The sequence below is a fragment of the Xanthobacter sp. AM11 genome (assembly GCF_047444035.1).
GTDB lineage: Bacteria > Pseudomonadota > Alphaproteobacteria > Rhizobiales > Xanthobacteraceae > Xanthobacter.
Map to the genome: position 1 here is coordinate 562,632 of NZ_JBLAOA010000001.1, position 22,665 is coordinate 585,296.

19 protein-coding genes are annotated in these 22,665 nt (G+C 67.9%); 11 read left to right on the forward strand and 8 right to left on the reverse strand.

What is annotated here, in order from left to right; genetic code table 11:
- The 3 genes from sdhA to ACI7BZ_RS02720 all read left to right on the forward strand — a co-directional run bounded on the left by sdhA (position 1) and on the right by ACI7BZ_RS02720 (position 3,161).
- The gene (sdhA, locus tag ACI7BZ_RS02710; RefSeq protein WP_414115660.1) at positions 1-1,836 is read left to right on the forward strand and encodes a succinate dehydrogenase flavoprotein subunit; all 1,836 of its coding nucleotides are present in this window, start codon (positions 1-3) and stop codon (positions 1,834-1,836) included.
- Positions 1,837-1,938: 102 nt separating this feature from the next.
- On the forward strand, positions 1,939-2,724 hold the full coding sequence (locus tag ACI7BZ_RS02715; RefSeq protein WP_414115661.1) for a succinate dehydrogenase iron-sulfur subunit: 786 nt from the start codon (positions 1,939-1,941) through the stop codon (positions 2,722-2,724).
- A 188-nt stretch (positions 2,725-2,912) separates the two neighbouring features.
- On the forward strand, positions 2,913-3,161 hold the full coding sequence (locus ACI7BZ_RS02720; RefSeq protein ID WP_414115662.1) for a hypothetical protein: 249 nt from the start codon (positions 2,913-2,915) through the stop codon (positions 3,159-3,161).
- 368 nt (positions 3,162-3,529) lie between these two features.
- On the opposite strand, the gene ACI7BZ_RS02725 is transcribed toward ACI7BZ_RS02720, so the two are convergent.
- Entirely contained in the window at positions 3,530-3,970 is a 441-nt protein-coding gene (locus ACI7BZ_RS02725) for a hypothetical protein (protein WP_414115663.1), read from the reverse strand.
- Between the two features lie 350 nt (positions 3,971-4,320).
- Here ACI7BZ_RS02725 and ACI7BZ_RS02730 point away from each other — a divergent pair, with 350 nt between their 5' ends.
- The 6 genes from ACI7BZ_RS02730 (at position 4,321) to ACI7BZ_RS02755 (ending at position 12,895) form a co-directional block, all read left to right on the forward strand.
- Positions 4,321-5,619: a lipopolysaccharide biosynthesis protein gene (locus ACI7BZ_RS02730; RefSeq protein WP_414115664.1), complete on the forward strand. Its 1,299-nt coding sequence runs from the start codon at positions 4,321-4,323 to the stop codon at positions 5,617-5,619.
- A 204-nt stretch (positions 5,620-5,823) separates the two neighbouring features.
- Entirely contained in the window at positions 5,824-7,947 is a 2,124-nt protein-coding gene (locus tag ACI7BZ_RS02735) for a GumC family protein (RefSeq protein ID WP_414115665.1), read from the forward strand.
- A gap of 446 nt (positions 7,948-8,393) precedes the next feature.
- Entirely contained in the window at positions 8,394-9,227 is an 834-nt protein-coding gene (locus ACI7BZ_RS02740) for a polysaccharide biosynthesis/export family protein (protein WP_414115666.1), read from the forward strand.
- Positions 9,228-9,567: 340 nt separating this feature from the next.
- Positions 9,568-10,377 (forward strand): WecB/TagA/CpsF family glycosyltransferase, encoded by an 810-nt coding sequence (locus tag ACI7BZ_RS02745; RefSeq protein ID WP_510802956.1) that lies wholly within the window; start codon positions 9,568-9,570, stop codon positions 10,375-10,377.
- Positions 10,374-11,789, forward strand: coding sequence for a hypothetical protein (locus tag ACI7BZ_RS02750; protein WP_414115668.1), 1,416 nt, complete (start codon positions 10,374-10,376; stop codon positions 11,787-11,789). Before ACI7BZ_RS02745 ends, ACI7BZ_RS02750 begins: the two co-directional genes overlap by 4 nt.
- Before the next feature lie 56 nt (positions 11,790-11,845).
- Complete coding sequence (locus ACI7BZ_RS02755; protein WP_414115669.1) at positions 11,846-12,895, forward strand: acyltransferase family protein; 1,050 nt, start codon at positions 11,846-11,848, stop codon at positions 12,893-12,895.
- Between the two features lie 57 nt (positions 12,896-12,952).
- Here the strand turns inward: ACI7BZ_RS02755 and ACI7BZ_RS02760 are convergent, their stop codons facing one another.
- The gene (locus tag ACI7BZ_RS02760; protein ID WP_414115670.1) at positions 12,953-14,008 is read right to left on the reverse strand and encodes a glycosyl hydrolase family 18 protein; all 1,056 of its coding nucleotides are present in this window, start codon (positions 14,006-14,008) and stop codon (positions 12,953-12,955) included.
- A 39-nt stretch (positions 14,009-14,047) separates the two neighbouring features.
- Positions 14,048-14,857 carry an FkbM family methyltransferase gene (locus tag ACI7BZ_RS02765; protein ID WP_414115671.1) on the reverse strand — a complete coding sequence of 270 codons (810 nt, stop codon included), beginning with the start codon at positions 14,855-14,857 and terminating at the stop codon, positions 14,048-14,050.
- Between the two features lie 209 nt (positions 14,858-15,066).
- Here ACI7BZ_RS02765 and ACI7BZ_RS02770 point away from each other — a divergent pair, with 209 nt between their 5' ends.
- Positions 15,067-16,272 carry an HAD-IIIA family hydrolase gene (locus tag ACI7BZ_RS02770; RefSeq protein ID WP_414115672.1) on the forward strand — a complete coding sequence of 402 codons (1,206 nt, stop codon included), beginning with the start codon at positions 15,067-15,069 and terminating at the stop codon, positions 16,270-16,272.
- Positions 16,273-16,310: 38 nt separating this feature from the next.
- Here ACI7BZ_RS02770 and ACI7BZ_RS02775 read toward each other — a convergent pair whose 3' ends face one another.
- The 5 genes from ACI7BZ_RS02775 to ACI7BZ_RS02795 form a co-directional block, all read right to left on the reverse strand.
- Positions 16,311-17,750, reverse strand: a complete 1,440-nt coding sequence (locus tag ACI7BZ_RS02775; RefSeq protein ID WP_414115673.1) for an exopolysaccharide biosynthesis polyprenyl glycosylphosphotransferase — start codon at positions 17,748-17,750, stop codon at positions 16,311-16,313.
- A 197-nt stretch (positions 17,751-17,947) separates the two neighbouring features.
- Entirely contained in the window at positions 17,948-19,354 is a 1,407-nt protein-coding gene (locus ACI7BZ_RS02780) for an NAD(P)(+) transhydrogenase (Re/Si-specific) subunit beta (protein ID WP_414115674.1), read from the reverse strand.
- Positions 19,355-19,364: 10 nt separating this feature from the next.
- On the reverse strand, positions 19,365-19,820 hold the full coding sequence (locus tag ACI7BZ_RS02785; protein ID WP_414115675.1) for a proton-translocating transhydrogenase family protein: 456 nt from the start codon (positions 19,818-19,820) through the stop codon (positions 19,365-19,367).
- Positions 19,820-20,968 carry a Re/Si-specific NAD(P)(+) transhydrogenase subunit alpha gene (locus tag ACI7BZ_RS02790; RefSeq protein WP_414115676.1) on the reverse strand — a complete coding sequence of 383 codons (1,149 nt, stop codon included), beginning with the start codon at positions 20,966-20,968 and terminating at the stop codon, positions 19,820-19,822. The genes ACI7BZ_RS02785 and ACI7BZ_RS02790 overlap by 1 nt, the downstream gene beginning before the upstream one ends.
- A 34-nt stretch (positions 20,969-21,002) precedes the next feature.
- Positions 21,003-21,155, reverse strand: a complete 153-nt coding sequence (locus ACI7BZ_RS02795; RefSeq protein WP_414115677.1) for an aa3-type cytochrome c oxidase subunit IV — start codon at positions 21,153-21,155, stop codon at positions 21,003-21,005.
- A gap of 246 nt (positions 21,156-21,401) precedes the next feature.
- Between ACI7BZ_RS02795 and ACI7BZ_RS02800 the strand changes: the two genes are divergently transcribed.
- Positions 21,402-22,643: a PA0069 family radical SAM protein gene (locus ACI7BZ_RS02800; RefSeq protein WP_414115678.1), complete on the forward strand. Its 1,242-nt coding sequence runs from the start codon at positions 21,402-21,404 to the stop codon at positions 22,641-22,643.
- The last annotated feature ends 22 nt before the right edge of the window (positions 22,644-22,665 follow it).

The window sequence follows — 22,665 nt, forward strand, 5'->3', positions numbered from 1 at the left end:
ATGGCCGATACCGCAACGAACGGGGCCTCCGCGCCCGGCATCAACGGCGCCGCTTATCCCATCGAGGACCACACCTACGACGTGCTCGTGGTCGGCGCCGGCGGCGCGGGCCTGCGCGCCGTGGTGGGCTGCTCGGAAGCCGGCCTGCGCACCGCCTGCATCACCAAGGTGTTCCCCACCCGTTCCCACACGGTGGCGGCCCAGGGCGGCGTCGCCGCCTCCCTCGCCAACATGGGCGAGGACAAGTGGGAATGGCACATGTACGACACCGTCAAGGGGTCGGACTGGCTGGGTGACCAGGACGCCATTGAATACATGGTGCGCAACGCCCCGGCGGCGGTCTACGAGCTGGAGCACTGGGGCGTGCCCTTCTCCCGCACCGAGGACGGCAAGATCTACCAGCGCCCGTTCGGCGGCATGACCACCCATTTCGGCAAGGGCACCGCCCAGCGCACCTGCGCCGCGGCGGACCGCACCGGCCACGCCATGCTGCACACGCTCTATGGCGCGGCGCTGAAGCACCAGGCCGAATTCTTCATCGAATATTTCGCCATCGACCTCATCATGGACGAGGACGGCCGCTGCCGCGGCGTCATCGCCCTGAAGCTCGATGACGGCACCCTGCACCGCTTCCGCGCGCACCTCACCGTGCTGGCCACCGGCGGCTACGGGCGGGCCTATTTCTCCGCCACCTCGGCCCATACCTGCACCGGCGACGGCGGCGGCATGGTGCTGCGCGCCGGCCTGCCTTTGCAGGACATGGAATTCGTGCAGTTCCACCCCACCGGCATCTATGGCTCGGGCTGCCTCATCACCGAGGGCTCGCGCGGCGAGGGCGGCTATCTCACCAATTCCGAGGGCGAGCGCTTCATGGAGCGCTACGCCCCCTCCGCCAAGGACCTCGCCTCCCGCGACGTGGTGTCCCGCTCCATGACCATGGAGATCCGCGAGGGCCGCGGCGTGGGCAAGGCCAAGGACCACATCTTCCTGCACCTGGACCACCTCGACCCCGCCATCCTCCACGAGCGCCTGCCGGGCATCTCGGAGAGCGCGAAGATCTTCGCCGGCGTGGACGTGACGCGCGAGCCGATCCCGGTGATCCCGACCGTGCACTACAACATGGGCGGCATCCCCACGAACTATTACGGCGAGGTGCTGGACAAGCGCAAAGGCGACCCGGACACCGTGGTGCCCGGCCTGATGGCCATCGGCGAGGCCGCCTGCGTCTCCGTGCACGGCGCCAACCGCCTCGGCTCCAACTCGCTCATCGACCTCGTGGTGTTCGGCCGCGCCGCCGGCCTTCGGGCCGCGGAGCTGGTGAAGCCCGGCGAAAAGCACCGCGAGCTGCCCGCCGGCAGCGCCGATCTCGCCATCGGCCGCCTGGATGCGAACCGCTATGCCTCGGGCGGTACCCCCACCGCCGAGCTGCGCCTCGCCATGCAGAAGGTGATGCAGAGCAACTGCGCCGTCTTCCGCACCGGCGATGTGCTGGAGGAAGGGTGCAAGCTCATCCATGACGTGTTCAAGGGCGCGAGCGACATCGGCGTCACCGACCGCTCGCTGGTGTGGAACTCCGATCTCGTCGAGACGCTGGAGTTCGACAACCTCATCGCCCAGGCCATCGTCACCATGGAGGGCGCCAACGCCCGCCAGGAAAGCCGCGGCGGCCACGCCCGCGAGGACTTCCCCGAGCGCGACGACGTGAACTGGATGAAGCACACCCTCGCCTATTTCGACTCCAAGGCGGGAACGGTGCGGCTCGACGACCGCCCGGTTCATACCTACACCCTGTCCAACGACATCCAGTACATCGAGCCGAAGAAGCGCGTGTACTGAGCCTCACTCGACCGCGCGCGGCCATGGCGACAAAGCCAACCGCGCGCGGCCATGGCCAGAATCCCTGCGGGCGGTCACCGCTCCAGCGACCCAGGACGTCCCATGGTTGAGCTCACTCTCCCGAAGAACTCCCAGATCACGCCCGGCAAGGTCTGGCCGAAGCCGGCGAGCGCGAAGAAGCTGACCGAGTTCCGCATCTATCGCTGGAACCCGGACGACGGCCGCAACCCGCGCATCGACACCTATTATGTGGACCGCGAGGATTGCGGCCCCATGGTGCTGGACGGCCTCATCTGGATCAAGAACAAGGTCGATCCCACCCTCACCTTCCGCCGCTCCTGCCGCGAGGGCGTGTGCGGCTCCTGCGCCATGAACATCGGCGGCACCAACACGCTCGCCTGCACCAAGGGCATGGACGAGGTGCTGGTGAAGGGCGTGGTCAATGTCTATCCGCTGCCGCACATGCCGGTGGTGAAGGACCTCGTGCCCGACCTCACCCGCTTCTATGCGCAGCACGCCTCCATCGAGCCCTGGCTGCAGACGGACACCGCCGCCCCCGAGAAGGAATGGCGCCAGTCCAAGGACGATCGCGAGAAGCTGGACGGCCTCTACGAGTGCATCCTGTGCGCCTGCTGCTCCACCTCCTGCCCCAGCTATTGGTGGAACGGCGACCGTTACCTCGGCCCCGCGGCCCTGCTCCAGGCCACCCGCTGGCTGAAGGACAGCCGCGACGAGCGCACCGGCTCGCGCCTCGACAATCTGGAAGATCCCTTCCGGCTCTATCGCTGCCACACCATCATGAACTGCGCCCAGGCGTGCCCCAAGAGCCTCAATCCGGCCAAGGCCATCGCCGAAGTGAAGAAGATGATGGTGGAACGCCAGATCTGATCTTTCGCCGCCCGCACCGGCCCATGAACGACCGCCCCGCTCTCCGGCCGGGCGGTCGTTTTCGTTGACAGCCGCCGCCAGCCCGGAAGTGCGCTTGCCGGCCGCGAAGCGTTCAGGCGCCGCCCTTTTCAACGTGCGGTTCTGCGTGGTAAGGTGAAAGAGATCCATTCTTTCTTGGGGAGGGCGAAATGCTCGTCATCCGCGTTTTGCTCCGGGCCGGCATCGCCACCGCCCTCCTGCTCTCCGTCGTGCTTTACCCGGAAGAGGCCTTCCAGGTGTTCGGCAGCGCGATCGCTGCGCTCAGCACCGCCGGAAGCATCACCTTCTTCGTCTTCGTCGCCATCGCCGCCGTGGCCGGTCTGGAGCGCACCACCGGTCGCCATCTGGCTCCGGCAGCTGCGGTGCCGGTGAACCGCTCCGTCGGCGGTGACGTCTAGAGCACGTTCCGCTCAGCTTGCATCGCAAGCTGAGCGGTAAAACGTTCTCTATCAATAATTTAGAGCCTGATTCACCGATCAGGTTGAGTCAACCTGATCGGATCAGGCTCTAAAGCACACGCCACATGGCGTTCCGCGCGAATTTGCATGTTCGCGCGGCGTCGGACCTGAGACGAAAAGGCGGCGCCCCACCGGTGAGGCAGGGGGCCGGGGCATTGTTTAACCAAGCCCATATGCCGTCGCGCGGGCCAGCCGCACGCCCGCCCCACGCCTGATCCTTCCGCAATCACCGCCGCCAGCCGGGCTCCACCGCATAAGCGACAAGGCGTTTCGGCGCTCGGATGGCTTCGCCCTGAGCGGCTCGCGCTTCAGCCCGTGGGCCGCCGGCAGACGGCGCTCGACCAATTGACCTGATGGAAGAAGGGCCGCATCTCGATGCGCCGAATCCCATTGCGCCACAGGCTGCTGCCCGCATCCGGGCAATACCGCATCACCGCCGAGGTGGGATTGCCCTTCCAGCCGGCCGGCACATAGATGCGCACCCAATAGCCGCCGCCTTCCGAAACCGGCGGGCCCGCCCACCAGCCCGTGGGCAAGACCTGCCGGAAATAATGCACCAGGGCGAAGAAGGGATCGAAGGGGTAGGGATCGATATTGGGGTTCAGGCGCTCCTGCCCCGGCAGGTCAGGCATCATCTGGCTTTGCGTCTGGGCCTGCGCCGTGCCGCCGAGAAATGCGGCGGCGCAGACCACGCCGGCCGCAACCCGCCACAGCGGGCCGCGCGCGCCCTTGCGCGCAGGCCGTTTCACGCTCCCCTGTGCGCTTAGAGCCGTCACGTCCGCCCCTCCCCCTTGGGCCTCCCCCTTGGGCCTCCCCTTGGCCCGCCGCTTGTCGCATGGGGCAGGGGAGCGGGCAATCACCCCGCCCGCCGCCACCCGCCCACGGACGCCGATGGCGTTTCACCGCACATGCGCGCGGCCTGCGGCGCAATTTGCCTTGCTGTCCTGCCGCCGTTGCGCTGTGTGAACACCGGGAGCCGCGAAACAGAATCGGGCGGAGTTTCCAACGAGGGGGCAGGCGTGCGCAGAGCCGATCAAGGATGGCGGACCGGTTTGCGGAACGGCGGCCGGCACGGGTGCAACGGGGCATGGGCGCGGACATGAAGCCGCTCATGTCCGGGGCCGCGCTCCTTTCTCTGGTGAAGACCTACGGCAACTTCGCCGGCGCCATGATGGCGCGCGGGCTGGAAGTGGTGGGCAAGCTGGGCCTCTACATGCTCGGCGCCCGCGCACTCGGCCTGCATGATGCCGGCAACTTCTTCCTCTGCCTCACCTGGGTGGGCGTCGTCGCCACCATCTCGCGGGCCGGCTTCGAGAAGGCGGTCATCCGCCACCTGGCGGCGGAGCTGGCGGTTGGGCGCGGGCGGGAGGCGCGCAAGGCGCTGCTCGCCAGTTCCGCCTTCGTCACCTTCGGCGCCACCCTCGCCACCCTCGCCACCATCCTATTGGCACCCGCCCTGGCCACCTATGCCTTCAGCGACCCGGAGCTGACACGACCGCTGATCATTTCGGCCTTTGCCATCCTGCCCCAGGCTTTGTGCATCTACATGGGCCACGCTTTGGTGGGCTTCAACCAGGGCGCGCTGGGGCAGCTGGTGCAGAACGGCCTGTGGCCGGCCTTGACGCTCGCCGCGCTCCTGGCCGGCGTCACGAGCCTCGACGGGCTCTTGTATGCCCTCGCCGCCGTCAATCTCACCGCGGCCCTGCTGGGGCTCGGGCTTCTGCTGCGCGAGCGCCACCGCCTGCACGACCGGCAGGCCGCCGGCGAAGCCGTTGCGGCCATGCCGGCCCTCTGGCGCACCGCCATGCCCCTGAGCGTGGTGGAAGTGGTGCAGATCGTCCTCGCCTCGCTGCCCGTGCTGTTGCTGGCGGTGTTCGGCCTGCCGTCGGCGGTGGGCGCGTTCTCGGTGGCGAACCGCATCTCCATGCTCATCTGGGTGGTCTCCACCTCCATCGGCGTGGTAGCGGCGCCCTCCTTCGCCGCCTCCCACCGACGGGAGGACTGGACCGCGCTGCGCGGCCTCAACCGCAAGGTCCGCCTGGCGGTGGCCGTGTTCGGCGCGCCCATCGTCGCGGCCATGCTGCTGTTTCCCTCGGCCCTTCTCAATCTGGTGGGGCCCGGCTTCGAGATCGCGGCGCCGGCGCTGATGGTCATGGGGCTGGGGCAGCTCATCAACTGCGCGTTGCCATGCCAGGACATCATGCTGTCCATGACCGGCCACGGCGGCCTGCTGCGCTGGCTGAACACGGCGCAGCTGGTGGTATGCTGCGCGATCTGCCTCCTGCTCATCCCGCCGTTCGGCATGATGGGGGCAGCGGTGGCCACCGCGGTGTTTGCGGCGCAGGGCGCCATCGGCACCACCATTGCCGTCCGTAGATACCTCCCAAAGGCCTTCTGAACAATGCCGCGCCCGGCCGGAGTAACCCGCCATTAATGCTGACCTGCGAATCTCACATCGGCCAATTCGCCATGCATGGCCAAGCATCCGCGCGTGTGAACGCGCGGGCTTGCGTGGACCGGCGCCTGGAGCCGGCCCGGTGATGCGCCAGGGGCGGGAATGTGGGCCGCGGTTGGCGCTGCTGCGCAAGGGGGACGTATGTTGATGCCGCAGGCGACGCACGCGGAAGAGGGCGAAAACTCGACCCCGGTGCCTGTGCCTCCGCAGAACATGGTCTCCAGCTTCACGCTGCGCGACGTCCTCATCACCGCCTTCTTCCACCTGCGCACGGTGCTCGTGGCGGCGGTGCTGCCGTTGGCCATCGCCATCACGGCCGCCTTCTCCATGCGCACGGAATACACCGCCACGAGCCTTCTGCTGGTGATCGTGAGCCGCGAGGTCTCCAACGCCCAGAACGTGACCGATTCCGGCCCGCCGGTGATGACCATCGAGGGGCTGAAGCAGGTGCAGTCCGAGGTGCAGATGCTCGAAAGCACCGACGTGATGCGCGCCACCATCGAGCAGATCGGCATCGACCGCCTTTATCCGCGCGGGCGTCTGGCCGCCCTGATGGACATCTTCGGCAGCGATCCGAACCGCATGGACGGCGCGGTGGCGCGTTTCCGCAAGAGCCTGAAGGCGGAGGTGGTCGAAGATTCCAACGTGGTGGAGGTCTCCTTCACCAATCCCGACCGTTCCCTTGCCATCGAGACCACCGACGCGCTGGTGCGCAACTATCTCGCAAGCCGCCGCAAGGCGCTGGAGAACCCCACCGCCAAGATCCTCCAGCTTGAAGTGGCGCGCTTCCAGCGCGACCTCTCGACGGTGGACAACGAGATCGAGCGGCTCAAGAACAAGGTGGGCATCATCGACTTCAGCCAGGACGCGGTGCTCGCCTCCAACCAGGTGGATTCCATCCTCCAGCGCCGCCGGCAGGTGGCGGAGCGCGAGGCGGCGGTGAGCGGGCAGATCCTCGAAGCAGAGCGCCAGCTGGCCGCGACCCCCGAATCGGTCTTCGACTTCTCGGAGAAGACCGATGCGGTCGCCGGCGACGACGACGCCAACACCCTCACCCGGCTGCTGGTGCAGCGCGACCGCGTGGTGGCGCAATATGCCCCGGGCAGCGCCCTGCTGCGGGAGCTGGACAAGCAGATCGCCACCGTGCGCGCCCGCATCAAGTCGCGGGCGGACCGGCGCTATTTTACCGACCGCGCAGTGCGCAACCCGCAGCTCAACTACCTGCAGAACATGGTGGTTTCCCTCAAGGTGGAGCAGGATTCCCTGGCCCGCCAGAAGAATGAGCTGGTGGAGCAGCAGCGCATCGCCGAGGAGCGCCTGTCGCTGCTGCGCAGCGCGGAAACGCCGCTCATCGAGCTCAATCGCAAGCGCGACGCCTTGAGCGACGGCTTCCGCGAGTACCAGCGCCGTGCAGTCGCCGCCAGCATCGAGGAAACCGCGGCCCAGTCGCGGCAATCGGCGGTGCGGGTGGTGCAGGAAGCCGGCGCCGCGGTCACCAGCCGCTCGCTGACCCTGCCGGTGCTGGCCGGCGGCGTGTTTGCCGGCCTGCTGTTCGGTGCCGCGGCCGGCGCCATCGCCTCCGCTTTGCGCACCACCTTCATCGCCCCGGGCGAGGCCGAGCGTGCCCTCGGCCTGCCGGCCATCGCCACCATGGACGACGACGACGAGGACGCCGACCTCGCCATGGACAGCGCCGTTGGCAGCTTCGTGACCACGCTCCTGGATGCGCGTATCGACGACGAGCCCATCAAGGCCGTGCATTTCCTGTCGGCCGATACGGACGACACCCTTTCCCGCTTCACCCTGCGCGTTGCCGAGGAATTCGCGATCCGCCGGCAGAAGCGGACCCTGTTCATCGAGCTGGGCGCGAATGCCCCGGCGCCGCTGGCCCTCGATGGGCAGGAAATCAAGGGTGGCATGGCCATCACCGGCACGCCGCTGCCCCTCCTGTGGACGGCATCGGAAACGCAGAACGCGCCGCTGATGGATATCCGCCTGCCCGTGGCGGACGCGGAGATGATGATGGCCGAGCTGCGCGATGCGTTCGACTTCATCCTGATCTGCTCGAACCGCCAGGGCGCTTCGCTGGTTACCCAGCGCTTCTGCCAGCTGGTGGACGGCAACATCATGTCGCTGGAAGCGGAGAAGACCCGCAAGGCCGTCGCCATCCACCTGCGGGACATGGTGGTGGAAAGCCGCGGCCTGCTGCTCGGCTTCGTTCTTCTCGGCCGGCGCTACTACCTGCCCAGCTGGCTCTACGAGCGCATCTGAGAACGGACCGGGCCGCCCGCGGTCGGCGGCCCCTCGCCGCACCGGGCCCAGGGGCCCGCGGTCGGGCCAAAACGCGCCCGCTCCCTTCCCTCCACGTTCCCGTCCCTCCGCTTCCCTCCCGTCCCATTCGCCGCCCCCGCGAGCCGCCGCGGCACCGCGCCACAGGCATCGTGCAGAGCGAACCGCGCGCCACTGCGGGCAGGTCCTCTGCCTGACTGAGGGCGGCGCGATCGCAGCCCCCTGCGCTGCGTTCCGGACGGTTCATCCACAGGCGGGAACGCGGTGGCAACCGGATAGGTAAGGGAACATTAACTACGAAGTTTTAAGTTCAATTTACCACGAAAGAACGCACCAGCGGCGTTTCCTCACCAAGATTCAGGCGAGACACGCAGCATATCGCGGCCTGTCGGCGCGAATATTCAATGGTCCTCAACGGGGGTCGGCAGATGGTTTTGCCCGGGAGTCAGGAGGTCCGCAGCCAAGCGATCTCTGAACGCAGGGCCCCCACGCGCCTGGCGCTTGTCCTCCTGTGCTTCGCGCTCAATGGCTGCGCCGCCATCGCCACCTCCCAGAACACCGGCACGCCGGCCTTCACCACCGGCCACGAGCTGCGATTCACCGAGACGAATGTCGAGCGCTTCAAGCCCTGGACCGATCAGTTGCCGAGCTACCACCTCGGCCCCGGCGACAAGATCAAGGTCAAGTATTTCATTACCCGCGAAATGGATGAAGAGCTCACCGTCAGCCCCGACGGCTCCATCGCCCCGCGTGCCATCGGGCAGATCCGGGTGGATGGCAGCACCCTCAACGGCCTGCAGGACTACATCCGCCGCGAATCCCGCAAGGAGCTGGTGGACCAGAAGGTGGTCGTTTCGCTGGAGGAAGCCGTCTCTGCCCGGGTCTATGTGGGCGGCATGGTGCAGAGCCCGGGGGCCTTCAGGCTGACCGACCTGGGCACCAGCGTGCTCCAGGCCATCCTTCTGGCCGGCGGCTTCAACGAGAATTCCCGCACCGGGCAGGTGGCGCTCATCCGCCGCGGGCCCAACAACGAGCCCATGCTGCGGCTCATCAATGTGCGTGACGTGATCCAGAACGGCTTCGACGTGGCCGACGTGCCGCTGGTGGCGGGCGACATCATCTATGTGCCGCGCAGCTCCATCGCCGAGGTTAATCTCTGGATCGACCAGTTCATCACCAAGGTGGTGCCGTTCAACCGCCAGTTCAGCTACACGATGGGCACATATACAACATCGGGCGGAACCTCGGGCCTCCTCCAATAGAGCGCGATCCGGCCACAGGGAACCACATGGTCGGCTCCATCGGAACGGTGAAGCGCCCTCTGGCGTGAAGATTGAGAACGCGTGCCGTGGGGCTTGATCTGCCCCATGGGAATCGCAGCGCGGTTCCATAGGATCGGAACGCGCGCGGTGGATCGGAGCCGGGATGGATGTCCCCATCCGGCTGGGAAAAATGAGCCGCCCAAGCCATAAGTCATGGTCCGGCTGCGTCGGAGCCTGCGCCCGCAAGCGGGACGGAACCGACGCAGCGAGGCCGGGCGGACCGGAAGCGATCGCGGTTCCCGCCCCGTGCGCGGGAAAGTAAACGGGACTTGGACCACAGATGCTTACGGATCCCGAAACAGGCGCGTCCATCCGTACGGAAACCTTCCTGAAGGTGCCATTCGCATGCCTTGACGTGGCTGCGACGGCACGCGTCATCGGCGCCCGGCCCCCCGGCGCGCCGTTCAGCTATGTGATCACCTCCAACGCCTCCCACCTGGTGCGGCTCCACGAGCTGAAGGATGCCCGCTTCGCGGCGACCCTGGCCGATGCCGGCCTGCACACCCTGGATGGCTCGGTGCCGCACTTCCTGGCGACCCGCCTGTTCGGGCTTCACATCCCTTTGTGCCCCGGCAGCGACCTGACGGCGGAACTGTTCGCCCATGTGATCAAGCCGCAGGATGCGATCACCATCATCGGCGGCAATGAAGAGATCAGGAGCCGGCTGGCGCAGCGCTACGGGCTGGAAACCATCCACCTGCACGTTCCGCCCATGGGCTTCATCAAAGATCCGGCGGCGGTGGAGGCGGCCATCGACTTCGTGGTCGCGCATCCGGCCCGCTATGTCTTCCTGGTGACCGGGGCGCCGCGCTCGGAATATCTCGCCCACATGATCTTCCAGCGCGGCACCGCGGTGGGAACCGGCCTGTGCGTGGGCAGTTCGCTGAACTTCCTCACCGGCCTGACGCCGCGCGCGCACCCTGCCTTCCGGCGGCTCGGGCTCGAATGGCTCTACCGGCTGATCCAGACGCCCGAAACCCACATCCGCCGGGTGTTCGTCGAATCCCTTCCCATCTTCCGGGTCGCCGCCAGGGCGAAGTGCAACCCTGCCGCCTATGGCATGGGCAACCCGCCGGCCGGCCAGCCATGATCAACGCTTCCCGGCCGCGCCGCGTCTACCTGCCCCTGCGCCGCACGGCGGTGGGCGGCGTGCGGGCGGGCGACCCGTCGGCCACCGGGGACCCGAGCCACGGCCTGCTCGGCAAGCTGGTGCTGGCCGGCGCCCTGCCCATGTTTGCGCAGGTGTTTCACTACCTCAACGAGCTGCCGCCCACCTATTTCCTCTCCAAGGGCTGGCCGTTCCTGACCATGCCCCTTGCCTTCTACGGCATGGCGCAGCTCCGGCTCCCGGTGCGCGGCGTGTTCTTCCTCGTGCTGGCCTATACGCTGAGCTTCACCCCCTTCGTCTCCATCCTGCAGTTGGGAAACGCCTTCCTGGATGCCTTGACCACCACCATCAAGGTCTGGCCCATCACCTATTATTTCAGCGCCTCGGTGGTGCTGGCGCTGCTGGCCGTCCCCCTCCAGGATGTGCGCAAGCTGGTGATCGCCTACGGCATCACCACCTTCAGCGTGATGGTGCTGCTCTTCCTGTTCGCGCCCGTCTCCTGGTATTCAACCAAGGCCGGTACCGGCAAGCTGATGCTTTACGAGATGGAGCGCGGCTTTCGAATCTACATGCCCATGTTCTTCGGCATGATTCTCATCTTTTTCCTGGCACGCTCGTCGGTCATGCGGCGCAAGGCAATACTGGGCGTGTTCGCCCTCATGTGCTTCCTGCCGCTGATCTTCATCTACAAGCAACGCATCGCCATCGCGGCGGCATTCCTGGTGGCCGCATTCGGCGTGGTGTCGTCGCTGCCGGCGCAGTTGCGGCGCGTCGCCTATGGGCTCGCCCTGGTGGCGGCGGTGGTCGGCCTTGTGGTGCTGGGACAGAAGGCCGGCCTGTTCGGCGAGGACAGCGGCGCGATCAAGGAATCCCTCGGCGGCTCGCTCACCGTGCGGCAGAACTCCCTTGCCCTGGCCTTCGGCTTCCTTGGCGAGGACCCGTTACGCTGGGCTTTCGGCGTCGGCGCCACCACGCGCTTCAGCACGGTGACGCTCAACGATATCTTCGGCAACCGCCAGTTCTTCATCTCCGACCTCGGATGGGTGGGAATCATCTTCGAATATGGCCTGGTCGGCGCCGCTTTGCTGGCCCTGCTCTATGGCTCCTGCCTCGTGTATCTGCACCGGGTGGCGCGCGCCTCGGGCGATCCGCTCAGCTTCGCCCTTGCGGATTTCGTGCTCTACGTGCTCCTGACCTCCACCGTCTATTCGGTGGTGTTCACGCCCGGAGAACTCGGCGTCGCCATGGCGCTCGGGGTCTATATGGACCGCTGCCGCAAGGCCGCCACCACGCCCGCGCCGCTGGCGGTGCCGGCGAGCTTCGACATTCGTCAATCGAGGGGAAAGAGCCATGTGTCGCTGGGGCGCATCACCATTCCACGGCGCGGCGGATGATTTCCGCCGCACCGGCGCCGGGACCTTCAGGATGTGCCGGCGCGCGGAGGTGACCCATGCTTGAGTCCCTGCAATATCTGCGCGCCATCGCCAGCCTTGCCGTGGTCTTCGTGCACCTCCAGCCGCCGCTGGAGCGCCTGGGGCTGACCGCGCGGTGGCTGCAGACCGGCGCCTTCGGCGTGGACATCTTCTTCGTCCTCAGCGGCTTTCTGATCTTCATCACCACCTACAACAAGGGTGGCGACTTCCTCGGCTCGTTCTACCGCAAGCGCTGGCTGCGCATCGTGCCGCTCTACTGGATGATCACCACCTTCGTGCTGCTGCTCCTGCTCGGCCTGCCGCAACTGGTGAAGTCCGGGGAGCCGGACATCTGGCACATCGTCGCCTCCTATTTGTTCCTGCCGGCGGCGCATCCCACCCTGGGGAGCCTGGAGCCGCTGTTCGTGCCCGGCTGGACCATGAATTACGAGGTGTTCTACTTTCTCCTGTGGGGGCTCGTGCTGTTCCTGCCGCGGCGGACGCGGGCGCCGGTCTACGGCGGCATCATGCTCACCCTGGTGGTCATCGGCCTGCTGGCGCAGAGCAAGCAGCCGTTCGTCGCCTTCTACACCTCGCCGATCATGCTGGAATTCGTGTTCGGCGTCGTGCTGGGCGTGTGGTACCGGGAGGCGCCGCCGGCGCCGCGCTGGTGCGGCTGGGCGCTGCTGTGCATCGGCTTCTTCGCCTTGTTCTTCCCGCCGGAATATACCAACCACGGCCAGCGGCTGATCCAGCGCGGCATTCCCGCCTTCATGGTGCTGGCCGGCGCCGTGGTGCTCGAACGCACCCGCCCGGTGCCGCGCTTCGGCGTCTTCGCCCTGCTGGGCGATGCCTCCTATTCCACCTACCTCACCCACAGCATCATCCTCTCGGCGGTGGGCCAGGTGTTCGTGAAGCTGGCCATGCCCGCCACCGTCACCACCGGCGTCCTCTACGGGGTGGCGGGTGTCGCGGCGTCCATTGCCGGCTCCATCATCTTCCACAAGCTGGTGGAGAAGCGCGTCCTGCAGATGATGCGCGACACGCCGGTTCCGGCCCCGAAGCCGGTGGCGCAGAGTGGCAAATGACGCAGCTTAGCCCTGCGGGAAGCGCCCGGCCCACCCGGCGGCGGGCTTGGGCCCGCCTCACGGCACCGGCTGTGCGCAATCCCCCAGGGAGAGGCCGAGGCAGATGGCCTGCGTGAGCATGATGTCGTCGGGATTGTCCGGTCCCGGCGGTCCCGGCGGCTTGAGGCCGATGGCATAGATCATGGCGCCGCCGAGGGGGTCTTCCCGCACCCCCGCCAGCAGCTGGAGCACCCGGTCCAGCCCGGGGCGGCGCGTTCCATTCTGCGGCGGCAGCACCTGGAAGCCCATGGCCAGGGGGCCGGACCAGAGCGCGCGATAGGCCCGGAAGGCCTCCTCCGGCCGGTATTTGGGGATGGTGTCGTAGGACATGATGGAGATGAGATCAATGCCGGCCGCGGCCGGGGAGCGCAGCAGCGCCAGCATCATGCCCACATAGGGCCCATAGCGCGGCTCGGAGGCGGCGAACGCCCCTTCCCCATAGGCGCCCACGCTCCAGCCGGCCACCGACACCTCATAGGGGCGCGGAAAGGTGCGGCGCAGGTCTTCGAACACGGCGATGAAGCGCGCGTCGTCGGTGCAGGAGACACGCCCGTCGGGTCCACGGGCGCAGCCGGAACCTGGCGTTTCGTAATCGAGATCAACCCCGTCCGCGCCCAGGTCCTTCACCAGGCGGGCGAGGGCGCCGAAATTGCGGTTGTCCCAGTTGAACTGGTTCCAGCCGCCCACCGCGAGCATGATCCGCATGTGCGGATGGCGCCGCCGCAGCTCGTCGATCGCCCCCTTCAGAACCCGCCCGGAAAAGGGGAAGCGCCAGCCGGTGCCCGAAATGTCGAGGTTGCCGGCATAGGTGAGGTCCGGCCTGGCGATGCCCACCATCACATGGGTGATGTAGCCGGGCAGGCGCGCCAGCCGCGTCTTCGCTGGGTCGTCGGTCTTCACCTCGGTCCATGAGGTGAGATAGGCGACGAAGGGCCGCCGGCCCTCCGCCGCTACGCCGGATGGCCCGGCCAGCAGGGCCAGCAGCACGGCGGCACACAGGATGAGGGCGCGGCACGCCAGGGTTGCGGCGGCGCTGCGTCCCGGGCGTGCAGGAAGCGTGTGATGCCGAACCATCCGGGTCCCCTCCTGCGCCCGAAGCAGCGGGCGGCCTGATCAGCCGCGCCAGGCCTTCAGCGCCGCGACGACGGCCGGGCGCGCCGCAAAGAAGAAATTGTTAACGTAGACCCGCCCCTCCAGCACCCGCGCGCCATCGGCGCTCAGGGAGGAAACATCCTGGTGGCGCTCGCGATCGAAGGCGGAAATGCCGACCAGCCGGTCGCCGTCGCGGAAGAAGCCCGCATAGCCCAGGGGCTCCAGCAGCGCCCGCAGGGAGGCGACGGCGCCGGGACGATGGCGCTCCTCCGCCTCCACCAGAATGGAGGGATGCGAGGAGGACAGCACCCGGCTTGCCCCCTCCAGCACCTTCAGTTCATGGCCTTCCACGTCGAGCTTGATGAAGGCGATGTCGCCGGACACCTGGTCATCCAGGCGGGCCAGGGGAACCGTCACCTCGTCCATGGGCTTGCCGGCCTCGGCGGCAAGACCGCCGTCGATGGTGGCGAGCGGCGAAAAGCCCTTGGGAATATGCAGCGTGGCCTCGCCCGTCCCGTCGCTGAGCGCGGCGCCGGACAGGGTGAGCGCGCCCGATCGCAGCGCAGCGGCAAAGCGCAGGCGCAGGATGCGCACCATGTGCGGGTTGGGCTCGAAGGCCTTCACCTTCACCCCGGCCTTGAGCATCCAGTAGGTGAACAGGCCGCGATTGGCGCCGATATCGCAGGCGGTGTCGCCGGCCTTCACCAGAAGCGGAAGGAAATTCACCTCCGCATGGGGATTGCGCGCCACCAGGCGGTCGAAGATTGGACAGGCAAGGGCAAAGGCCCGCGGCAGCTGCGATTCGCCGACCGCCTTCAGTGTCTCGAACACGCGTCTCTCCTGCGCACCGCACGGCCGGAGCAGGCCCCCTGCGCCCCCGTGCCCCCCACGGGGCAAGACATAACAGACACCCTCCGCAACACAAGACGACGCACCGCCTCAGGGTTAGCAGCTCGTTCCCCGGCGCGGCGGGGGCTGGCCGATGGAGCCCGGACCGGCTTATGAACAGCCCGGGGGGCGGCAGGCGGGGAGAGGCGGGCGTGGCCGAGCAATGCGTGATCGTGATGGAGGAGCCGGCGCCACGGCAGGGCGCCGCCGCCGACGGCGCGCCCGAATGGCTGCCGAGGGTCGGCGAGGCGCCCTTCGTTGAAATTCTGGTATCGGAGGCCCGGCGCCGGGGCTTCTCCCGCTTCCTGCTCCTCGCCGGATCGCAGGCCGGGGCGCTGCGGCGCCATGTGGCCGACACCGATATGGCGGGCCGCTTCGGTGCCCGCATCGAGATCGCGCAAACGCAGGCCCCTGCCGGGCCGATGGGCGCGCTTGCCGACGCCCTGCCCCTGCTGGACGACGCCTTCCTGCTTCTGAACGCCGACAGCTGGTTCGACTTCAACTGGCTGGACCTGGTGGCCGCCACCCGGCGCGATGCCGCCGCCCTCGGCATGGCGCTGCGCTGCGGCAACCCGCCCGGGGATGCTGCAATCGTGACGCTCGAAGGCACCCGCGTGCGCGCCATCGCCGGGCCGGCAGCCGGCGGGCAGGCCGCGCTGGCGGAGGGCGGCGTCTATTATGTGCGCCGCGATTGCCTGGAAGGGCTCGACAGGCCCGGCGCCCGCTCCGGCGACCTGCTGGCGCGGCTGGTGGCGGAGGGGCGCGTTGCCGGCTTCGCCTATGACGGCGCCTTCATCGACCTGGCGCGTCCCGGGGCTTTATGCGCGGCCCAGGCCGCGGTGCCCGCCCGCCTCCGGCGTCCGGCCGTCTTCCTCGACCGGGACGGCGTGCTGAACGTGGATACGGGCTATGTGCACAAAAGCGCGGACTTCCGCTGGATCGCCGGCGCGCGGGAGGCCATCAAATACTTCAATGACAAGGGCTATTATGTCTTCGTGGTGACCAACCAGGCCGGCATCGCCCGCGGCTTCTACGGGGAGGCGCAGGTCCACGCCCTGCATGCCTTCATCCAGGCGGAGCTGCGCGCCATGGGCGCCGGGCTCGACGACTGGCGCTATTGCCCGTTCCACCCGGAAGGGGTGGTGGAGCGCTATCGGCGCGCCCACGACTGGCGCAAGCCGGCGCCCGGCATGATCCTGGACCTGATGCAGCACTGGCCGGTGGAACAGGCCCGCAGCTTCCTGATCGGCGACAAGGCCAGCGACATGGAAGCCGCGGCGGCCGCCGGCATTGCCGGCCATCTGTTCGAGGGGGGCGATCTCCTCGCCTTCGCCAGGACCTTGGGCGCCGACACCTGATCCCGGCCCCGCAGCGGCGCGGTGAGCGGGGCCCGCCGTCAGAACACCGACGGCCCGGCCATGCCCTTGGTGATGGTGAGCAGCATGATGCGGATATCGAACCAGATGGACCAGTGCTCGATATAGAAGAGATCGAGCTCCACGCCCCGCTCCGCCTTCTCCAGCGTGTTGATGCCGCCGCGCATGCCGTTGATCTGGGCCCAGCCGGTGATGCCCGGCTTCATGCGATAGCGCGCCACATACTGGCGGATCGCCTCGTAGCGCACATTGGTGGCCACCCGCATGTTGGGCACATGCGGCCGCGGACCCACCACGGACATTTCGCCCTTCAGCACATTGATGAGCTGGGGCAGCTCGTCGATGGAGGTGGAGCGCAGGAAGGCGCCCACCTTGGTGATGCGCGGGTCGTGCTTGGCGGTTCCCTTGGAGCCGTCATCGGCCGGGTCCACCCGCATGGTCCGCAGCTTGTAGCACTGGAAGACCTTGTTGTTCAGGCCCACCCGTGGCTGGCGGAACAGCACCGGCCCGGGGGAATCCAGCTTGATGGCGATGGCGGCGAGCAGAAGGATGGGCGAGACCAGGATCAGGCCGACGGTGGCCACCACATAGTCTTCCACCCCCTTCAGCAGGCCGAGGGAGCCCTTCAGCGGCTGCTGCTGCACCAGGAGGGCCGGTTCGCCGGCGATGCGGGTGAGGTTGGCGTAGTTGAGCATGAACCGCTCCGGGTCCATCTCGACGATCACGTCGGCCGCGATCCGGTACATCTGGTTGGCGATGGAGCTGATGGCGGCGGGATTGTCCCAGCTCTTGGTCACCACCACGATGTCCACCGGCGTATGCTTGACGTATTCGAGCAGCTCCGGCAGGCCGCCGATCACCGGCAGGTCCTGCTCCTGCGCGCCGTTCTCTGCCGGTGCCGCCGCCGGCCGGGGCGCTGAGCCGGCGTCGGCGCGATCCTCGAACAGGGCGACGAAGGAGAGGAGCCCGCCCTCGCCCTCCTCCTCGCGGTAGCGGCGCACGAGATCCCGGGCACGGTCGAGGTCGCCGATGATCACTGCATTCCGGCGCAGCACCTCCTGGCTCTGCACCAGGACCATGCCCAGACGCACCAGCACGAGGCGGCCGAAAACGAGGGCCAGGGTCGTCACCACCCCCCAGCCGAGCAGAGCGGAGAGGTTGGTGTCGCCGATGGGAATGATGGCATAGTAGCAGATGGCCACCAGCGCCGCCGCCGGGACGCCCGCCACCAGGAGATGCCCGATCTGCCGCAGCGGACGGACATAATGCTCAACGCGATAGCCGCGGCCGAGCTGAAGGATCTGGATGAAGGTGACGGCGCCGATGGCCCACAGGATGGTCATCTGGCTCCAGGACATCAGGTCCCAGCGCAGATGCGCCACAATGGCGGCGATGGCCGCCATCGCAACATCGCACAGCAGGACAAGGCGGTTGATCAGGCCATGGGTCCAACGCGTCATCGCCCCCAATCCCCGAAAGCCGTGCGCGCGAATCCCGAAACGTCACGCCCCCTGCTTCTGCGGAAGAAGCGGTAGTCCGTCAAGGGCGGGAGTTCCCGTCCGGTGACATCGGGACAATGCGCCGCCCCGCCCGTGCCGGGCGGCGCATGGGAGGAAGGCACCAGCCCCCGCGCGCTGCGGCGGGGGCGGCCGGTGGGTCAGTGGCCGAACGCCTTGACGATTTCCTCGGTGACCTTCTTGGCGTCGCCGAAGAGCATCATGGTATTGTCCTTGAAGAACAGCTCGTTCTCCACGCCGGCATAGCCGGCGGCCATGCCGCGCTTGATGAAGAGGACGGTCTTGGCCTTCTCCACGTCGAGGATGGGCATGCCGTAGATCGGCGACTGCGGATCGGTCTTGGCCGCCGGGTTGGTCACGTCGTTGGCGCCGATGACGAAGGCCACGTCCGCCTGGGCGAACTCGGAGTTGATGTCCTCCAGCTCGAACACCTCGTCATAGGGGACCTGCGCCTCGGCCAAGAGCACGTTCATGTGCCCCGGCATGCGGCCCGCCACCGGATGGATGGCGTACTTGACCTCGACGCCCTCCTCCTTGAGCAGGTCCGCCATCTCGCGCAGGGCATGCTGGGCCTGGGCCACCGCCATGCCGTAGCCGGGCACGATGATGACCTTCTCGGCGTTCTTCATGATGTAGGCGGCATCGTCCGCCGAGCCCTGCTTCACCGGGCGGGCTTCCGTCTGGCCACCGCCGCCGGCCGCGGCGGCATCGCCGCCGAAACCGCCGAGGATGACGGAGATGAAGGACCGGTTCATGCCCTTGCACATGATGTAGGACAGGATGGCACCCGAGGAGCCCACCAGCGCGCCGGTGATGATGAGCGCGGTGTTGCCCAGCGTGAAGCCGATGCCCGCCGCCGCCCAGCCCGAGTAGGAGTTCAGCATCGACACCACGACGGGCATGTCCGCGCCGCCGATGGGGATGATGAGCAGCCCGCCGAGCACCAGCGCCAGCGCGGTGATGATCCAGAACAGGGTGATGGAGCCGGTGAGCACGAAGGCCACCACCAGCACCAGCAGCAGCAGGGCGAGGCCGGCATTGATGAGGTGCCGCCCGGGCAGCATGATGGGCTTGCCCGACATGTTGCCGTTGAGCTTGGCGAAGGCGATGATCGACCCGGTGAAGGTGATGGCGCCGATGGCCACGCCCAGCGACATTTCAATCAGGCTGGAGACGTGCAGGTGCCCGGGATCGCCGATGCCGAAGGCGCGCGGCGCATAGAGCGCCGCGGCCGCCACCAGCACGGCGGCAAGGCCCACCAGCGAGTGGAAGGCGGCGACCAGCTGCGGCATCGCCGTCATGGCGATCCGCTTGGCCACCACCGCGCCGATGCCGCCGCCGATGGCGATGCCGGCGAGCACCAGCACCCAGCCGAACAGGTCGGATGGCGGCGACAGGGCGAGGGTGGTGAGGATGGCGATGCCCATGCCCACCATGCCGAACAGGTTGCCCTGCCGCGAGGTGGTGGGATGGGAGAGGCCGCGCAGCGCCAGGATGAACAGGATGCCGGCGACGAGGTAGAGAAGGGCGGCGAGGTTCGCGTTCATGGTCCCCGCCTCACTTCTTCTTGGAGTACATGGCGAGCATCCGGCTGGTCACCATGAACCCGCCGAAGATGTTCACCGAGGCGAAGATGAGCGCGATGAAGCCGAAGATGCGCGCGCCCCAGGCGTGGCTGGAATCGCCGACCGTGGTGACCCCCACCGCCAGCAGCGCGCCCACCACGATCACCGAGGAGATGGCGTTGGTCACGCTCATCAGCGGCGTGTGCAGCGCCGGGGTGACCGACCACACCACGTAATAGCCCACGAACACCGCGAGCACGAAGATGGAGAGGCGGAACACGAAGGGGTCGATGGCCCCGCCGGTGGCCGCATGGGCGGCGGCGCCGAGGGCGGTGGCCGCCTGGTCGGCATACATCTGGGCGGCCAGGGCCGCCTCCCGGGCGATCTCGGCAGCCACGCGGGCTTGGCTCGCGGCATCCGCCGCGGTCTGTGCAGAGGCGGGATTCATCAGGCCGCTCCCTCATTCTTGGGTGCGAAATTCGGATGCACGACGGCGCCGTCGCGGGTGAGGAGGGTGGCCTTGACCAGATCGTCGTCCCACTTCACGGCGAGCGCCTTGGTGGACTTGTCCACCATGGTCTCGAAGAAGTTGAAGAGGTTCTTGGCATAGAGCGGCGAGGTGGAGGCGGCGATGCGGCCGGGCACGTTGAGGTGGCCGACGATCTTCACGCCACCGATCTCCGCCACCTGGCCGGGCACCGCCCCTTCCACGTTGCCGCCGCGCTCCACCGCGAGGTCGACGATGACCGAACCCGGTTTCATGGAGGCCACCATCGCCGCCGAGATCAGGCGCGGCGCGGGCCGGCCGGGGATCAAGGCGGTGGTGATCACGATGTCCTGCTTCTTCACGTGCTCGGCGACGAGGGCGGCCTGCTTGGCCTGGTATTCCGCCGACATGGGCTTGGCGTAGCCGGCCGCGGTCTCGGCCTGCTTGAACTCCTCGTCCTCCACCGCGATGAACTTGGCGCCCAGCGAGGCCACCTGCTCCTTGGCGGCGGGGCGCACGTCGGTTGCGGTCACGATGGCGCCGAGGCGGCGCGCGGTGGCGATGGCCTGCAGGCCCGCCACGCCCGCGCCCATGATGAAGACGCGCGCGGCCGGAACAGTGCCGGCGGCGGTCATCATCTGCGGCAGGGCGCGGTTGAATTCCGCGGCGGCATCGATGACCGCGCGATAGCCGGCAAGGTTGGCCTGGGAGGACAGCACGTCCATCACCTGGGCGCGGGTGATGCGGGGCATCAGCTCCATGGCGAAGGCCGAGACCCCGAAGCGGGCAAGGTCCGCCAGGGCCGCGTCGTTGCCGTAGGGGTCCATGATGGCGAGCACCAGCGCGCCGGGCTTGTACAACGAAAGTTCGGCTTCCGTCGGACGGCGAACCTTGAGTACCACTTCAGCGCCGTAGAGCGCATCCGCCGCGTCGGGCGAAATGGTGGCGCCGGCAGCGACATAGTCGGCATCGAGGATGCCGGACTTCACGCCCGCACCCGTCTCGACCGCCACCGTGGCGCCGAGAGCGAGCAGACGCTTCACCGTATCCGGAGTCGCAGCGACCCGCGGCTCGCCGAGATCTACCTCGGCGGGGACAGCGATTTTCATCAGAGATGTCTCCGTTACTCTGGCCCGTCCGGGCTCAGAGGAGGAAGATCCACATGAGGACGAGCAAGGCCGCGGCACCGATCGTGCCCCATTTGGCCAGGCTGGTGAAAAGGGCGTAGGTGCGCTCGTGCTCGGCGTAATCGTTGCCGTCGGCAATGGCGTATTCGATCGTGGCGTGTTCAGCCATCTTTTCCCCCTTCGCTCAGCGTCGCCCTTGGCGTTTACCGGAGATGCAAATATCTGGCAACTGCCCTTTGGCGTACAATATTCCAGATGATCTGCAGCGGCCGGGGACAAGGAATAAACCGGGAACGATGTTCTTGTTTTGTTTCTTTTGCGGTGGTAGTTTTCGGGCATGAACCTGCGCCTCGATTCTCCCTCACCGCCCCCGCGCCCGCCCGCTGCGCGCCGTGAGCCGGCAGCTGCCGGCGAGATGCCGCGCGCCAAGCGGCCGGCCCGGACCGAGACGCCGGACGCAACCCCCGACCGCCACGCACCAAAACGCACTGCCCGCGCCAAGCGGGTGCCGGACCTCGCCGCCGACCGGGTGGCCGTGCCGGCCCCCCACATCGCCCCCGGGTCCGGGGCGGACGAAGGCGAGACCCGCGTGGATGCGGCGCGACGTCGCGGCCGCGGCGCGCTCTCCAACACCTCCGGCCGGTTCGAGCCGGCGGCGCGGCTGGTGTTCGACGACGGCTGGCAGAGCCTGGAGGACCTGCCCCCCTTCCGCACCGAGGTGACGGAGGAGCGCGCGCGCACGGTCATCACCCGCAACCAGTCCCCCGACGTCGCCTTCGACCGGTCCATCAATGCCTACCGGGGGTGCGAGCACGGCTGCGTCTATTGTTTCGCCCGACCCACCCACGCCTATCACGGCCTTTCCGCCGGGCTTGATTTCGAGACGCGGCTGTTCGTGAAGCCCGACGCGCCGGAATTGCTGGCGCGCGAATTGTCGCACCCCTCCTATCGGCCCCGCGTCATCGCCATGGGCACCAATACGGACCCCTACCAGCCCATCGAGCGGCGCTACGAGGTGACCCGCCGCATCCTGGAGGTGCTGGCGGATTTCGGGCACCCGGTGGGCATCGTCACCAAATCGGGCCTGATCGCCCGCGACATCGACATCCTCGGTCCCATGGCGGAGCGCGGCCTCGTCAAGGTGGCCATCTCGGTCACCACGCTGGACCCGCATTTGGCGCGGATGATGGAGCCCCGCGCCGCCAGCCCCCATGTGCGGCTGGGCACCATCCGCCGCCTTGCCGATGCCGGCATTCCCACGGCGGTGCTCACCGCGCCGCTGGTTCCGGCCCTGAACGACATGGAGCTGGAGCGCATCCTCGACGCCGCAAAGGCCGCTGGCGCCAGCGAGGCCGGCTATGTCATGCTGCGCCTGCCGCTGGAGATCGCCGACCTGTTCCGCGAATGGCTGGTGGCCCATTTTCCCGACAAGGCGCGGCATGTGCTGGGGCTGATCCGCCAGATGCACGGCGGGAAGGATTATGATTCAACCTTCGGCAAGCGCCAGCGGGGCGAGGGGCCCTATGCCTGGACGGTGGGACGCCGCTTCGAGATCGCGGCCCGCCGGCTCGGCCTCGGCGGACGCGCCCTGAAGCTGACGACCGAGCATTTCCGCCACCCCAGGCCGGCAGCCGCGCAGCTCAGCCTGTTCGATTGACGCCGCGCCCCGCGCGGTACCG

What these genes read in the sequence shown, in the direction of transcription:
- sdhA (WP_414115660.1), top strand. Translation starts at nt 1, where the DNA reads ATGGCCGATACCGCAACGAACGGGGCCTCCGCGCCCGGCATCAACGGC.
- ACI7BZ_RS02715 (WP_414115661.1), top strand. Translation starts at nt 1,939, where the DNA reads ATGGTTGAGCTCACTCTCCCGAAGAACTCCCAGATCACGCCCGGCAAG.
- ACI7BZ_RS02720 (WP_414115662.1), top strand. Translation starts at nt 2,913, where the DNA reads ATGCTCGTCATCCGCGTTTTGCTCCGGGCCGGCATCGCCACCGCCCTC.
- ACI7BZ_RS02730 (WP_414115664.1), top strand. Translation starts at nt 4,321, where the DNA reads ATGAAGCCGCTCATGTCCGGGGCCGCGCTCCTTTCTCTGGTGAAGACC.
- ACI7BZ_RS02735 (WP_414115665.1), top strand. Translation starts at nt 5,824, where the DNA reads ATGCCGCAGGCGACGCACGCGGAAGAGGGCGAAAACTCGACCCCGGTG.
- ACI7BZ_RS02740 (WP_414115666.1), top strand. Translation starts at nt 8,394, where the DNA reads ATGGTTTTGCCCGGGAGTCAGGAGGTCCGCAGCCAAGCGATCTCTGAA.
- ACI7BZ_RS02745 (WP_510802956.1), top strand. Translation starts at nt 9,568, where the DNA reads ATGCTTACGGATCCCGAAACAGGCGCGTCCATCCGTACGGAAACCTTC.
- ACI7BZ_RS02750 (WP_414115668.1), top strand. Translation starts at nt 10,374, where the DNA reads ATGATCAACGCTTCCCGGCCGCGCCGCGTCTACCTGCCCCTGCGCCGC.
- ACI7BZ_RS02755 (WP_414115669.1), top strand. Translation starts at nt 11,846, where the DNA reads ATGCTTGAGTCCCTGCAATATCTGCGCGCCATCGCCAGCCTTGCCGTG.
- ACI7BZ_RS02760 (WP_414115670.1), bottom strand. Translation starts at nt 14,008, where the DNA reads ATGGTTCGGCATCACACGCTTCCTGCACGCCCGGGACGCAGCGCCGCC.
- ACI7BZ_RS02775 (WP_414115673.1), bottom strand. Translation starts at nt 17,750, where the DNA reads ATGACGCGTTGGACCCATGGCCTGATCAACCGCCTTGTCCTGCTGTGC.
- ACI7BZ_RS02780 (WP_414115674.1), bottom strand. Translation starts at nt 19,354, where the DNA reads ATGAACGCGAACCTCGCCGCCCTTCTCTACCTCGTCGCCGGCATCCTG.
- ACI7BZ_RS02785 (WP_414115675.1), bottom strand. Translation starts at nt 19,820, where the DNA reads ATGAATCCCGCCTCTGCACAGACCGCGGCGGATGCCGCGAGCCAAGCC.
- ACI7BZ_RS02790 (WP_414115676.1), bottom strand. Translation starts at nt 20,968, where the DNA reads ATGAAAATCGCTGTCCCCGCCGAGGTAGATCTCGGCGAGCCGCGGGTC.
- ACI7BZ_RS02795 (WP_414115677.1), bottom strand. Translation starts at nt 21,155, where the DNA reads ATGGCTGAACACGCCACGATCGAATACGCCATTGCCGACGGCAACGAT.
- ACI7BZ_RS02800 (WP_414115678.1), top strand. Translation starts at nt 21,402, where the DNA reads ATGCCGCGCGCCAAGCGGCCGGCCCGGACCGAGACGCCGGACGCAACC.